5 protein-coding genes are annotated in these 15,036 nt (G+C 73.4%); all 5 read right to left on the bottom strand.

The window, feature by feature from the left end; all coding sequences use genetic code 11:
• Positions 1 to 44: 44 nt before the first annotated feature.
• The 5 genes from A6A25_RS21530 to A6A25_RS44175 are packed head-to-tail and all read right to left on the bottom strand — an operon-like array spanning position 45 to position 15,009.
• The gene (locus A6A25_RS21530) at positions 45 to 1,046 is read right to left on the bottom strand and encodes an aldo/keto reductase (RefSeq protein ID WP_073892667.1); all 1,002 of its coding nucleotides are present in this window, start codon (positions 1,044 to 1,046) and stop codon (positions 45 to 47) included.
• 40 nt (positions 1,047 to 1,086) lie between these two features.
• Positions 1,087 to 6,879: a non-ribosomal peptide synthetase gene (locus tag A6A25_RS21525; RefSeq protein WP_073892665.1), complete on the bottom strand. Its 5,793-nt coding sequence runs from the start codon at positions 6,877 to 6,879 to the stop codon at positions 1,087 to 1,089.
• Complete coding sequence (locus A6A25_RS21520; RefSeq protein ID WP_073892663.1) at positions 6,876 to 11,753, bottom strand: type I polyketide synthase; 4,878 nt, start codon at positions 11,751 to 11,753, stop codon at positions 6,876 to 6,878. The genes A6A25_RS21525 and A6A25_RS21520 overlap by 4 nt, the downstream gene beginning before the upstream one ends.
• Positions 11,750 to 13,372: a non-ribosomal peptide synthetase gene (locus A6A25_RS21515; protein WP_073892661.1), complete on the bottom strand. Its 1,623-nt coding sequence runs from the start codon at positions 13,370 to 13,372 to the stop codon at positions 11,750 to 11,752. Before A6A25_RS21515 ends, A6A25_RS21520 begins: the two co-directional genes overlap by 4 nt.
• Complete coding sequence (locus A6A25_RS44175; RefSeq protein WP_073892659.1) at positions 13,369 to 15,009, bottom strand: acyl-CoA dehydrogenase family protein; 1,641 nt, start codon at positions 15,007 to 15,009, stop codon at positions 13,369 to 13,371. The genes A6A25_RS21515 and A6A25_RS44175 overlap by 4 nt, the downstream gene beginning before the upstream one ends.
• Positions 15,010 to 15,036: the final 27 nt, after the last annotated feature.

Below are 15,036 nucleotides of genomic sequence, written 5' to 3'. Positions count from 1 at the left end.
CAAACTCCGCCACCTATACCCCAAGAATTAGCCGCGACAATCTACTAGTAGGCGGAATCGAGGCGTGCGCGTTGGTCGGTGGTCAGGTGCAGGTCGACGGCGGCCAGGCTTTCGTTCAGCTGGGCGACGGAGGAGGCGCCCACCAGGGGGATCACCGGGATCTCGCCGCCGATCAGCCAGGACAGCACGACCTGGTTGACGGTGGCACCCGTCTCGGCGGCCACCTCGCGCACGGCGGCGAGGCGGGTCGCGGTGCCGGCGTGGTCGTGGTCCGGGCCGAGCGGCTTGTCGTCGCGCACGTAGCCGCCCGCCAGCAGTGGCGAGTAGGCGACCAGGGTCAGGCTCGGCTCGGCGCGCAGGTACGCGAGCAGGTCGCCGCTCACCACGCCCTGGTTGCCGTCCTGCGAACGCCTGCCCGGCCGGTCGGTGCGCGCGCGCAGGTAGCTGTGGTGGTACTGCAGCACTTCGTAACCCGGCAGGCCGGCGGCGGCGGCGAGGGCTCGGGCCCGCTCGACCCGCCACGACCAGTGGTTGCTCACGCCCAGCAGCCCCACGGTGCCCTCGGAGACCAGCTCGGCGAACCCCTCCACCGTCTCCTGCAACGGCGCCACCGGGTCTTCCACGTGGGCGTAGAGCAGGTCGAGCTTGTCCACCCCCAACGTCTCACGGCTGCGCTCGGCGGACTCGCGGATCACCTTGGCGGACAGGCCCTCCACGTTCTCCGACTTCGCCGTGTCCGCGAACGCCAGCCCGGTCGCGTTCGGCCGGCCGCCCAGCTTGGTGGCGATCACCACCTCGGAGCCGATGCCCCGGCTGCGCCGCCACCGGCCCAGCACCGCCTCGCTCTCCCCGCCCTGGCTGGCGTTGTACCAGAACGCGTAGTTGTTCGACGTGTCGATGAACGTGCCACCCGCCTCGACGTACCGGTCGAGGATCGCGAACGACGTCTCCTCGTCGGTGGCCGTGCCCATCAGCATCGCGCCGAGGGCGAGCACGCTCACCTCCCGGCGCGTCTTCGGGTCCTGGCCGATAGTGCGGTATTCCATGGCGGGTTTCCTCCCCAGGTCGGTCGCTACGGTGGTGACGTTAGCGAAGGTCGTACATCGCGGACATGACCAGATCGGCGAGTTCCGCGGCGATGTCCGGGTCGTGCGCGCGCACGGCGAGTTCCGGCTTCGGCGTCCGGACGATCTCGACGGTCACCGGGAAGTCGGTGCGGTCGGAGAACCACCAGTCCAGCACGCGCACGCCGGTCAACCGGTCGAGGTCGGCGAGCACGTGGAAGTCGGTGTAGTTGAACACCGCGTCGAACGGTGGCCGGCCGAGGTCCGCGGTGAGCCGGGCGAGCGGGTACCGCAGGTGGGGCTGGTGCGCGCGTTCGGCGTCGAAGACGATGCGCGCCAAGGACTCCAGGTCGGTCACGGCGGCGCGCACCGGCACGCAGTTCAGGAACAGCCCCAGCAGCCGCTCGACACCGTCCACCGCGGGCCGTCCCGACACGACGAGCCCGGTGACGACCTCGGTGGAACCGGTCAGCTTGGCCAGAGCGGACACGTGCGCGGCCAGGTACACGCTCTTCGGCGGCACACCGAGCCGGGCCGCGAGCCGCCGCACGCTCGCGTCGACCGCAGCCGGGATGGGCAGCCGCACGTCCGGCTCGGTCCCCGGCTCCCCCGCCGACCCGAACGGCAGTCCCGGCACGGCCTCGCCGACCACCGAGCGCCAGTAGGCCGCCGATATGTCCGAAGAGTCCTCCGACGCGATGAAGTCCCGGAACCGGAACGACGGCGGCTCGGGCAACGGCGCCGTGTCCGCGCCCGACGCCCGGTCGTAGGCCAGCAGCAGGTCCGTCATCAACGTGGCGAAGCTCCACCCGTCGACGACCGAGTGGTGCACCGACACGGACAGCCGGAACGTGCCGTCACTGCCGTCGTGCACGTGGCAGCGGGCCAGCGGCGCGCGGGTCAGGTCGAACGGTTCCTCCCACTGCGCGCGCCACCACTGCCGCACGTCTTCGTCCGCCCGCACCTCCAGCGGGATCTCCGCCACCGGGTGCACCACCTGTGTGGCCTCGTCCAGGTCGAACGACGTGCGCAACACGTCGTGCCTCGCGCTCAGCTCGTCCAACGCGCGCCGCAACGCGGTGAGGTCGAGCGTTCCGGCCACCCGCACGCTCGCCAGGTCGTGGTACAGCGTCGGGTCACCACTGGCCAGGCACTCCAGCAGGATCCCGTACTGCATGGCGGACACCGGGTAGACGTCGTCGCGCACCACAGCGGGAGCTCGCCAGGCGACGGGTTCGGCGGACCGGGCCAGGTCGGACAGCACCGGCGACCGGTAGAGCCGCGCGACGTCCAGCGGCACCCCGGCCGCACGTGCCGCCGCGACCGCCCGCACCGCGAGCATCGAGTCGCCGCCCAGGCCGAAGAAGCTGTCGTCGGGCCCGATGCCGGTCACGCCCAGGACTTGCGACCACACGTCGGCCAGCCGCTGCTCGTCCGGGGTCAGCGCGGCGCGGGCCGGTGTCGGCGCGGGCGAGGGCAGGGCGGCCCGGTCGAGCTTGCCGTTCACCGTCACGGGCAGGGCGTCGAGCCGCACGAGCAGCGAGGGCACCAGGTAGCCGGGCAGCCGTTCGGCCAGCCGGTCCCGGTCCACCGACGCGCCCACCACGTAGGCGACGAGCTGCTGTTCCCCGGCCTGCTCCCGCACCACGACCGCGGCCTCGGCCACCCCGGGCTGGTCCAGTAAGGCGGCTTCGATCTCGCCCAACTCCACCCGGTGGCCGCGGAACTGGACCTGCGCGTCCCGCCGTCCCCGGTACAGCAGCTCGCCGTTGGGCAGCCGGGTCGCGTAGTCACCGGTGCGGTAGAGGACACCGGGTCCGAACGGGTTGGGCACGAACCGGGTGGCGGTGAGGTCCGGCCGGTTCAGGTAACCCAGCGCCACGCCCGGTCCGCCCACGTACAGCTCGCCGTCGGTGGCGGGCCGCAGTTCGTCGTCGAGCACGTGCACGTCCAGGTCGGCGAGCGGGCGGCCGATGGGGCTGGTGGCCGGGCTGTCGGCGCGGGTCATCGTGCGCGCGGTGACGTGCACGGTGGTTTCGGTGATCCCGTACATGTTGACCAGGCGTGGCGTGGTGTCGCCGTAGTGGTCGAACCAGGGGCGCAGCGCGGCCGGGTTCAGCTCCTCGCCGCCGAACACGACCAGCCGCAGCGACGTGGCCGGGAAGCCGGCGGCCGCGGCGGCGCCGACGAGCTGGCGGAACGCGGTCGGCGTCTGGTTGAGCACGGTGACGCGTTCGGCGAGCAGGAGCTCGAAGAACGCCTCCGGGTCGCGTGCGGTGGCCCGTGGCACGATCACCAGCCGTGCGCCGTGCAGGAGCGCTCCCCACATCTCCCACACGGAGAAGTCGAACGCGGCGGAGTGGAACAGCGTCCACACGTCGTGCGGGCCGAACGCGAACCCCGGCCTGGTGACGTGGAACAGCCTGCCGACCGCCCGGTGCGGCACCACGACGCCCTTGGGTCGGCCGGTGGAGCCGGAGGTGAAGATGACGTAGGCGACCTCGCCGGGCGGCACGTCGGGCGCGTCGTCCGGGCCGTCCGCCGCGTCCACCGGGCCGTCCGCCGCGTCCACCGGGATGAACGTCGCGGCCAGGTCGCGGAACCGGTCGTGACCGACCACGACGTCACAGCCGGCGTCGGCCAGCACGGCGCGCAGTCGTGCGGGTGGGTGCTCGGGGTCCAGCGGCAGGTAGGCCGAACCTGCCTTGAGCACCGCCAGCACGGCCACCACCAGGTCAGCGCCCCGTTCGGCGCACACGCCGATCAGCGGTCCCGCGCCGACGAGCCGGTGCGCGAGGCGGTTCGCCGCACGGTCCAGCTCGGCGTAGGTGAGGTCGCGCACGCCGTCGGTGACCGCGATCCGGTCGGGGTGGCGGGCGGCGGTGGCGGCGAACTCCTGGTGCAGGCAACGGGTTTCGGTCGCCCGGATCGGCAGCAGCGGGTCGGCGGTCGCCTGTTCCAGCACGCGGAGGTAGGCGTCGAGCCAGTCGTCTACTGTGGACTGGTCGAGCAGGTCGGTGTTGTACTCGGCGGTGACGGACAGCTCGTCACCGACCTCTTCCAACTCCAGGAGCAGGTCGAACTTCGCGGTGCCGTTGTCGACGGGCAGCGGTTCGGCGGTCACGCCGGGCAGCCGCGGTCCGGTGCGCCGTCGGCCTTGGTAGGCCAGCACGACTTGGACGAGTGGTGGACGTGTGGGGTCGCGGTGCGGCACCAGGGCGTCCACCAAGCGGTCGAACGGGAGGTGCTGGTGTTCGAAGGCCGTCAACGCGGTGCGGGCGGTGCGGCGGAGGAGGTCGGCGAAGGTGTCGCCGGGTGTCGGGGTCAGGCGCAGGACGACCGTGGTGGCGAAGAAGCCGATGACGTCTTCGAGTTCCGGGCCGGGTCGTCCGGCGGCGGGTGAGCCGATGAGCAGGTCACGTCGTCCGGTGAGGGTGTGCAGCAGAACGCCGAGCGCCGTCAGGTGCACCGCGTACGGCGTGGTGGTGTGCTCGCGGGCCAGGCGTTGCACGGCTCGGCGCAGGTCGCCGGACGCCGTGCGGGTGGTCCGGCCGCCCCGGTAGCGCTGGGTGGCGGGGCGTGGCCGGTCGGTCGGCAGGTCCAGCACCGGCGGGGCGTCGGCGAGCCAGGGCGCGGTGCGGTCCGGCAGTCGACGCTGCCGGCGCACGTAGTCGCCGTACCCGGCTTTCGGTGGCGATGGCGTGTTGCCCTGGTAGTGGGCGGCGAGCGCGCGGTCGAAGTTGTCCAGCGACCAGCCGTCCGACACCAGGTGGTGCAGGACGACGAGGAGCACGTGGTCGTCTTCGGCGAGCCGGAACAGCGTGGCCCGGCACAGCGGCGGCACGGTCAGGTCGAACGGTTCGGCTGCCTTGGTCGCGAGGTCGGCGGTGCCGTGCTCGACGGTCAGCGCGACCTCGGCGGCCTCGACCACCTCGGCGACCAGTTCGCCGTCGCGCAGGTGGAAACCGGTGCGCAACGCGGGGTGGTCGGCGACGACGGCGTTGAGGGCGGCGCGGAGGGCGGTGACGTCCAGCGGTCCGCGCAGGCGGGTCGCGGCGGGCACGTTGTAGGCGGCGTTCGCGGCGGCGTCGAGCTGGGTCAGGAACCACAGGCGGCGTTGACCGGCGGAGACCTCGTCCTGGGCGGCGCCGGTGGTCAGCGGTGGCAGGTCGTCGCGGCGGCCGTCGGTGACCAGGCGGGCGAGTTCGGCGACGGTGTGCGCGGCGAAGAACTCCGGCACCGACACGTGCACGGCGAACTCGTCGCGGATGCGGGCCAGGAGGCGGGTCGCCATGAGGGACGTGCCGCCTGATGCGGTGAAGCCGTCGTGTCGCCCGATCGGCCGGACTTCCAGCACGGTCGACCACAGGTCGGCAAGCCGGGCTTCGATCGGGCCGACCGGCTCTTCGTACGGCACCTCGGCGGCTCGGTCGATGCTCGTGGCGCGCAGGGCGGGGCGGTCTACCTTGCCGTGGGCGTTGAGGGGCAGGGCGGGCACCGGCACGACCACCGACGGGACCAGGTAGTGCGGCAGCTTGCGGCTCATCGCGTCGCGCAGGCCGGCCGGGTCGCTGGTGTTGCCCACGACGAACGCGACCAGCCGTGCGTCGGCGGCTTGGCCTTGGACGACGACCGCGCAGTCCCGCACGCCGGGCAGCAGGCCCAGGTGGTGCTCGACCTCGTGCGGCTCGACGCGGTGGCCGCGGACCTGGACCTGGTCGTCCACGCGGCCCAGGAACTCCAGTTGGCCGTCCGGTGCGACGCCCACGAGGTCGCCGCTGCGGTAGAGGCGCTGTCCGGTCACCGGGTGGGCGACGAACCGCGCGGCGGTGAGGTCGGGCTGGTTCAGGTAGCCGCGGGCCACCCCGGCGCCGCCGATGAACAGCTCGCCCACGTCGGCCGGCCGGAAGTCGTGGAAGACGTAGGTGTCGACGCCTCGGATCGCGCGGCCGATGGGCGGTGGGCCGTCGGGGCGGAGCGTGTCGCCGAGGGTGGCGAACACGGTGGTCTCGGTCGGGCCGTAGCCGTTGAGGAAGACCCGGCCCCGGCCCCACCGTTCGGCGACGTCACGCGTGCACGCCTCGCCACCGACGGACAGCACGCGCAGGTCGGGCAGGTCGGCTTCGGGCAGGACGGACAGCAGTGACGGTGGGAGGAACAGCGTGGTGATCCGGCGGTCGCGCAGGAAGTCCACCAGGTCGGGGCCGTCCACGGGTGGGGCGAGGACGACCGTGCCGCCGGCGGCGAGCGGGGCGAAGATCTCCAGGACGGAGGCGTCGAAGGTCATCGCGGCGAACTGGAGGAAGCGGGTGCCCGGGCCGAGGCGGAACGGTTCGCGGACGGCTTCGACCAGGTGGACGACGTTGCGGTGTTCGACCATGACGCCTTTGGGGCGGCCGGTCGAGCCGGAGGTGTGCAGCACGTAGGCGAGGTCGGTCGGGTCGACCGGTGTGGTGCCGAGGGGGCCTTCGTCGGTGGGGAGGACGACGTCCGGGCCGGGTTCGCGGGCGATGATCACGGCGGGTCGGGCGTCGACTTTCACCGCTTCGAGGCGTTCGGCCGGGTGGCGCGGGTCGAGGGGCAGGTAGGCGCCGCCGGCTTTGAGGACGGCGAGCAGTGCCACGACCAGGTCGGGTCGGCGGTCGAGGTGGACGCCGACGAGGGTGTCCTTGGTGACGCCTCTCGCGCGGAGTGCGCCTGCCAGCCGGTCGGCGCGGTCGTTGAGCTCGGCGTAGGTGAGGCGGTAGGTGCCTTCGACCGCCACGGCGTCGGGGGTGCGTCGGGTTTGGGCTTCGACCAGCGCGTGGACGGTCACGGGGCTCCGTTCAGCGCTCGGCGGACGGCGGCGGCGAGGTGGGTGACGTGGGGCGGTTCGAGGGCGGTCCAGTGGTCGCCGGGGGTGGGGTGGATGTCGACGTGGGTGTACATCGGGGCGACGTCGATGGGTGGTGTGCCGGTCGTCGGGAAGAGGGCGGCGCGCGTGGGTGCCGGTCCGGGGGTGTAGCGGAGCATCGCGCGGATGTTGGCGTAGTAGACCTCGGGCCGGCCGCGTTCGGCGTAGTGGCGGGTGGCGCTGGTGATGATGTCGGGGAGGGCGCCCAGGGGCTTGCCGGAGGTGTCGGGCACGTGGCCGTCGATGCCGATCAGGGTGGTCGCGGGCAGGAGGCGGGCCATCTCGTGGGCGACCGTGACACCGATGGACCAACCGCCGACCAGGTAGGGGCCTTCGGGTCGGTGGCGGCGGACCAGGTCGACGTGGTGGGCGGCGATCTCTTCGACCGTGCCCAGGGGGCCGGGTGGGTCGAGGCCGAGCACGGGCCGGTCGAGCAGGGCGGCCAGGGCGCGGTAGGGCGCCGAACTGCCCGCGCCGGGGGCGGCCAGGTACAGCGGGACGCCGTCGGTGACGTCGTTCAGCGGCACCGGCTCCGCTTTCCCGCTGTGGGCCAGCTCCACCAGCCGCCCGAACGTGGCGCGTGCCGAGAACGCGGTCAACGACACCCGGACCCCGAGCCGTTCGCGGACGCGGCCGAGCAGGTGCACCAGCATCAACGACTCGCCACCGAGCCGGTAGAAGTCGTCCGCGTCCCGGACTTGCCCGACGCCGAGGACCTCACCCCAGATGGCCGCCAGCTCCGCCGACAGATCCGCCGCCGACAGGCTCGCTTCGCAGGGGTCCTCGCCCAGGGGACCCCTGTTCTTATTCTCCCAGAGGGGTACGACAATTCCGGCTGTCGCCGAGTTCACCGACGAGTTCACCGAGGACACGGGACGATCGGTTACGGGTGGGCCCGAGCTTGCCGACAGTCCCGGATCCGCTGATGACGCTGCGGCAACCGACACACCTGCGACAGCCGACACGCTTGAGAACGCGGCCGAAGGTCGGGTCGATGACGCGACGGACGCCGACACGGGACGATCGATCGCGGATGGGTGCGCGCTCGCCGACCGGCCCAGGTCTGCTGATGACGCTGCGGCGGCCGACGCAACCTTGCCTGCGGACGTGCCTGGGAACGCCGCCGAAGCCCGGACCGGTGACGCGACGGACGCCGACGAGGTTGCCGCCGAACCGTCCATGGACGGCGCGGTGGTCGTCGCCGAGGGAACTGCTGCCGCAGCGGGCGACGGGTGGCGAGTTGTCGGCGACTCCGTGCCGGCGGACGGGATCGCTTCGCAGGGGTCCTCGCCCAGGGGACCCCTGCTTTCATTCTCCCACGGGGGACCGACAATTTCGGTTGGTGGAGGTGGCGGGGGGCGGTGGTGGGTGGTTGGCAGGTCGGCTCTCGTGGCCAGGAGGACGGTGTGGTCCGGGTGGCCCGGGGCGGTGGCGGCGGTGGCGTTCAGGCCCGCGGTGGCCAGGGTGGTCAGCCAGGTCGGTTGGTCCAGGTGCGGTGAGTCGGTTCGGTCGTCGGCGAAGGTCCACCAGCCGGGTGCCAGGCCCCAGACCAAGTGGCTCCAGCGGTCGGGGCGGGTTACTTCGATTAGGGCCAGCCAGCCGGTCGGGGTGAGCAGGCCGGTCAGGTCGCGGAGGGCGCGGTGGATGTTGGGGGCCACGTGTACGACGTTGTGGGCGACGATCACGTCGTACGTGCCGAGGCCGTTCGGTGGGCTGGTGATGTCCAGGGTCGAGAAGCGCAGGTCGTGCCGTCCGGCCAGTGGCTGGAGCCGGGTCATGGCCTGGCGCACGCGCAGCGGGCTCACGTCGGTCACGTGGTACGACATCGGGTGCGGGGAGTCGGTCAGCAGGCGGTCGGCGAAGTCGCCACGGCCGGCGCCCACCTCCAGCACGCGGCGCACCCGGCCGGAGCGGATCGCCGTCGCCAGCGCCGCCAGGCAGGGCTCGGCATCGCTCACGGCGACGTCGTTCGCCGCGTAGTGCGCGCTCACGAAACCGTCGTCACCGTCCGGGAACAGCACCGACACCGGGTCACGGCGACCGGCGAACACGTCCGGGTAGGACTCGACGCAGTGGCGCACCAGGTCGCGCAGGCCGGCGACCTCGCCGAGGTGGTCGTGTTCGGCCAGGGCGAGGGAGATGCGCTCCTCCACGTCGGCCGCGAACCCGTCGTCGGTCAGCCAGCCCTCGTCGGTCAACGACCGCCTCACGAAGGAGGCCAGCCTGGGCAGGGCTCCGTCAGCCGAGGAGTGGTCCAGCAGGAACCGACCCAGGAGTCCCAGGCAGTAGGTGCCCAGGCGCGCACGCAGGTCCGGCCGCGTCGCCAACGACGGCACCGGCTCGGGCCACCGCAGACCGCCCGGCAGGTCGACCGGGGCGGCCATCGGCGCGGGGGTCAGGGGGTGCGGTGGCAGCGGCACCTTGCGGGCGCCGGTGTCGGCCCACGTCACGTCAACGCCCTGCTCCCACAACCGCCCCAAGGCGTGCAGCACGTCGTCCGGTTCACGTCCCAGCACGGGGATCGCGCCGGGCACCATCCGGGTCATCGACGTCCCCGGCCCGAGCTCGACCGACACCGCACCACCCGCCAACGCCGACACCCCGAGGTCCAGCCGCACGGGTGCGCACAGGTGCCGCACCCAGTACTCCGGCGACCTCACCTCGTCCGGGTCGGCCAGGCCACCGGTCACGTTCGACACGAACGGCAGGCGCGGGCGCGAGGTCGGCGTAGCCGCCAGCGCTGAACGCAACCGCGCCGCCGCGCCCTCCATCAGCGGCGAGTGGAACGCCCCGGCGGTGTCCAGCACCCGGCACGCGACGTCCCGCCGCCGCAAGTCCTCCTCCAGCTCCGCGACGGCCTGGACCTCGCCGGACACCACCACCTGGCCGGGTGACCGCACCGCGACCACGAGGCCGGGGCCGACCGGGACCTCGGCGCCGAAGACCGCGAGCATCCGCCCGGCGGGCGCGTCCCGCATTGCCCGGCCACGGGCCGCGACCAGCGCCAACGCGTCCGAGAACGTCCACAGGCCCGCCACCGTCGCCGCGACGTACTCCCCCACGCTGTTGCCCAGCATCGCCACCGGTGTGACGCCCCACGCCCGCAACTGCGCCGCCAACCCGTACCCGAGCACGAACAACGCCACCTGCTGCACCTCGGTGTCCCGCAACCACTCCGGGTCGACCTCAGCGGACAGCAATGGCGTCAGGTCCACTGTGGACTCCTCGAACACCCGCCGGAACTCCGGCAGCCGCTCGTACGCCGTCCGGCCGATCCCCCGCCGCAACGCGCCCTGGCCGGGGAACAGGAACGCCACCCGCGGCCGTTCCGGAGCCTCGACCGCCGGAACGGGTGCCCGCAACGCCTCAGCGGCCGAAGCGGGATCCGCCACGACGTGCGCCGCCCGGTACCGGAACCGGCGTCGCGCCGCCAACGTCCGTTCCGCCGCGACAACGTCCGACACCGCACCGGCCAGATCACCACGCAGAGCGGCCAACGCCGCGGGACTGGCCGCCGACACGAGCAGCACCCCGGCACCGGCCCCACGCCCGGGGGAAGCCACCGGGGGCGCGGCCCCGAGCACCACGTGCGCGTTCGTGCCGCCGATGCCGAACGAGCTCACCCCGGCGCACAGCGGCCCGGACCACGGCTCGTGCCGCACCGCGATCTCGAACGGTGTCCCGGCCAGCCCCAGCTCCGGGTCGGGCCGGGTGAAGTGCGCGGTCGGCACGAGTTCCCGGTGCGCCAGCATCAGCGCGGTCTTGATCAGCCCGGCGACGCCCGCCGCCGCACCGGTGTGCCCGATGGTGGACTTCACCGCGCCCAGCCGGCACGGTCCGGGCACACCGCGGAACACCTCCGCCAGCGCCGCCACCTCGATCGGGTCACCCACGGGGGTGCCGGTGCCGTGCGCCTCCACGTACGAGACCTGGGCCGGCGTCACGTCGGCCCGCGCGTGCGCCATCCTGATCGCGGCCACCTGGCCGGGCACCGACGGCGCGGTGTAGCCGATCTTGCCGCCGCCGTCGTTGTTGACCGCCGAACCCTTGATCACCGCGACGACGTGGTCACCGGCCGCGAGCGCGTCCGCCAACCGGCGCAGCACGACCACGCCGACACCCGCGCTGGGCACCGTCCCCGAGGCCAGCGCGTCGAACGGACGGCACCGCCCGTCCCGCGACAGGATGTCGCCCTCCCGGTACGAGTAGCCGACCGCCTGCGGCAGCACCAACGACACCCCACCGGCCAAAGCCGCGTCGCACTCGTGGTCCAGCAGGCTCTGCGCGGCCAGGTGCACCGCGACCAGCGATGTCGAGCACGCCGTCTGCACGGTCAGCGCCGGGCCGCGCAGCCCCAGCTTGTACGCCACCCGCGTGGCCAGGAAGTCCTTGTCCGCGCCGATGACCCGGGCCGTCGCGTCGTCACCGGCCCGCGCGTCGGTCGACGGTGCCGCGTCGCACCCGGCGAACACCCCGACGAGCCCGTCGAACCGGGCCGGGTCGAGGCCCGCGTCGTCCACCGCCACCGACGCGCACTCCAGGAACACCCGCTGCTGCGGGTCGATCCGGGCCGCCTCACCGGGGCTGTAGCCGAAGAACGGCCAGTCGAACCCCTCACCGCCGGGCAGCACGCCCCGCGCGGGCACGTAATCGGGCGTGCCGTCGGACGGGAACCGCGAGATCGTGTCCACGCCCGCCCGCAGGTTCGCCCAGAACCGGCGCACGTCGGCCGCGCCGGGGAACCGGCAGGCCATCCCGACGATCGCGATGCCGTCGTCCGGCTCCACACCGGTCACGCCCGCCTCCGCGCCCGCGCCCGTCGCGCCCGTGCCACCGCGTCGTCCACGTCCGGCGCGACGTCACCGGGTGAGTCCAGCGCCTTGGCCAGCTCGCCCACGGTCGGCCGGGCGAACAGCAGCGTCATCGACACCGGCGTGCCGAGCTCCTCCTGCAACCGCGCGCGCAACGTCGCCAGCAGCAGCGAGTTGCCGCCCAGGTCGTAGAAGTTGTCGTGCAACCCGACCGCGTCGACGTTCAGCACGCTCGACCACACCTTGGCGATCCGCTGTTCCACATCACCCACCGGTTCGACGAACTCGACGGTCCGTGCGGGCTCCGGCAGCGCGGTGACGTCCACCTTCCCGTTGGCGGTCAACGGGAACTCGTCCAGCCACACCACGGCGGGCGTCACCGCGACCCACCCGGCGAGCCGGTCCAGCACGGCCGCGGTGTCCGGCACCACGCCGGGTCGCGGGACCAGGTAGGCCAGCAGCCGGTCGGACGAGCCGCACACCACCGCGTTGGCCACCAGCGGGTCCGCGCACAGCCGTGCCTCGACGTCACCGGGTTCGATCCGGTGCCCGCGGACCTTGACCTGCCGGTCCAGCCGGCCGAGGTACTCGATCGTGCCGTCGGGCCGCCACCGGCCGCGGTCGCCGGTGCGGTAACCGGCGGCGGTGAACCTTCGCCGCGTCAACGTGGGTCGCCCCCGGTACCCGCGTGCCACGCACGCACCGCGGAGGTGGATCTCGCCGTCGATGATCTCCACGTCGACGCCGTCGATCGGTCGGCCGATGACGTTCCGGTCGCCGGCGGACAGCACGTGGGCCGTGGCCAGGACGGTGCACTCGGTCGGCCCGTAGAGGTTGTGCACCGGGTAGGGCAGCGACGGCAGCGGCTGGGCCAGTGCCGCGCCGCCGATCATCATCGTGCGCAACGACGGCAACGGCTCGCCCAGCGCCCACACCGTCTCCGCCAACGGCGTGACGAGCATGGCGCGGGTGATCCGCCGTTCGCGCAACCAACCCGGCACGTCCCCGGCCACCACCGGCGGCTCGTGCGGCACTACGCACGCACCGGCCGCCAGGTAGGGCCACACCTCGATCTGCGACACGTCGAACCCGACGCTGCCCAGGTGGCTCGCCCGGTCGTCGGGCGCCAATCCCAGCGAGGACACGCACCACGTCACCAGGTTGGCCAGGTTCGCGTGCGTGACCTCGACGCCCTTCGGCGTGCCGGTCGTGCCGGACGTGTAGAGCACGTACGCCAGAGACGACGGTGACGGTGCGGTGAACGCACCGTCCGCCTCCTCCGACGGCACCTCGCGCACCACCGGGCACGCGCCGAGGTCGTCCAGGATGAACCTCACCCGGTCCGCGGGCGCGTCGGGGTCGATCGGGCAGAACGCCGCACCGGCCTTCCACGCGGCGAGCATCGCCACCACGAAGTCCGCGCCCCGGCCCAGCACCACCGCCACCACCGGGTCGTCACCGCGCAGCGACGGCCGCAGCCGGGCGGCCAGCGCGGTGGCCCGCCGGTCCATCGACCGGTAGGTGAGCACACCAGCCGCCGACTCCACGGCCGGCGCGTCGGGGCGGGCGGCGACCTGCCGGGCGACCAGCTCGGGGACGGTCATGGCGCCACCTCGGCCAGCAGGCCCAGGGCGATCCGGGCGTAGTCGGGCTCGTCCGCGCCGAGTTCGCGCCACGCGTCGTGCACCCGCGACGACGCCGAGGCGCAGAACACGTCGGCCAGGTCCTGGCGGTCCTCGGTGGACGCGCGGGCCAGCACCAGCGCCATCGCGACCAGCTCGTTCACCACCCGGCTGAGCAGGATCACCGTGCGCTCGCGCTCGAACAGCTCCTCCCGCGGGTACCGGGCGGTCAGCTCCGCGCAGGCCGACGCCAGCCGGCGGGCCTGGTCCGCGACGAACCGCGCGTGCCCGGCGTTGCGGTGGGACAGCGTCAACGCCGAGAAGTCCGGCACCACGTCGGGCACCGCCGCGCCCTCGTAGTACCCGGTGAGCAGGTGCCGCCCGGCCCAGTTGTCGAGCTGGAAGTCGACGCCGCCGGACACGCGCATGGCCCGCGCGTCCCGGAACACCCGCTCCAGCGGTGCCGCGTCGGCGCCCCGACCGGCCTTGCTGCCCGCCGTCTCCAGCCCTTCCGCGGCCATGACCGACAACGCCCGGTCCACCACCCGCCACGCCGCCAGCGACGCGATGTTCTTCGCCGCCAGCTGCTCGTAGAGCGGGTTCACCGCCACGTGGTCGGCCAGCGACCACTCCACCACGGTCTCGACGGCGAACACGTCCGCCGCGGCCACCGCGAGCTGTCGCCGGATCTCCGGGTAGTCGCCCAGGGCGCGGCCGTCGATGGCACGCCGGTTCACGAACGACGCTGCGCACCGCGACGCGAGCCGGGCGAACGCCAGCGACGGCGCGGCGATCAGGTGCATCCGGCCCAGCACCACCAGCCGGGTGGAGACCGGGGTGAGCCGTCCCGCGTGCTTCGGCTCGACCAGCACCTGCTCGGCGGGCACGAACACGTCCTGGAGCTCCACGCTGCCGTTGGGGAAACCGGCCAGGCCCAGGAAGTCGTGCCGCGCGGTCACCGTGACACCGGGGGTGGCCGCGTCCACGAACACCAGCCGCAGCTCGTCGCCCAGCGTCGCGGTGACCACGAACGCGCCCGCCGCCGGCGCGTTGCCGACGTGGATCTTGCGGCCGTCGAGCCGGTACCCGCCGGTCACCGGTGTCGCCGTGGTGGACCGGCCGCTGTTGTGCGCGCCGGACGGCTCGGTGTCGGCCGTGCACGACACCACGCCCGCCGCCACCCGGTCGCGCACCCACTCGCGCAGCGGGCCGTCGGGCAGCACGGGCAGGTAGGCGCTGAAGCCCAGCGCGTTGTCCACCGCCATCGCCAGCCCGACCGCCGGGCAGAACGCCACCGCCGCCTCGACCACGTCGAACACCTCGCGGTGCCCGAGGCCGTGCCCGCCGGTGTCCGGACCGCCCGCGAGGTTGAGGTAGCCGCGGGCGCCGAGCGCGGCGAGCACGCCGTCGGGCAGCTCCCTGGTCACGTCGACCTGCTCGGGGTCGACCAGCGCGCGCAGCACGGCGACGACCTCACGGGCCGCCCGGTCGCCGCGCGCCGAGGTCGGGAACGGGTGGACGAGGTCCCAGCGGACCGCGCCCGCGTGCAGGTGCTCGGTGAAGCCCGGGCGGTCGGCCTCCCGGAGCAGGTCGACATCGGACGTCGCCGGCCGGCTCATCGCATTTCCCCCAGTGGATCCGCTCAG

The sequence above is a fragment of the Saccharothrix sp. CB00851 genome, from assembly GCF_001905065.1.
Taxonomy (GTDB): domain Bacteria; phylum Actinomycetota; class Actinomycetes; order Mycobacteriales; family Pseudonocardiaceae; genus Actinosynnema.
Note: the sequence above shows the minus strand (reverse complement) of the source record. Positions and strands in the feature narration are given on the sequence as shown.

Bases quoted from the DNA above. Each gene is read 5' to 3' on its own strand.
- A6A25_RS21530 (WP_073892667.1), bottom strand. From the start codon at position 1,046: ATGGAATACCGCACTATCGGCCAGGACCCGAAGACGCGCCGGGAGGTG.
- A6A25_RS21515 (WP_073892661.1), bottom strand. From the start codon at position 13,372: ATGACCGTCCCCGAGCTGGTCGCCCGGCAGGTCGCCGCCCGCCCCGAC.
- A6A25_RS44175 (WP_073892659.1), bottom strand. From the start codon at position 15,009: ATGAGCCGGCCGGCGACGTCCGATGTCGACCTGCTCCGGGAGGCCGAC.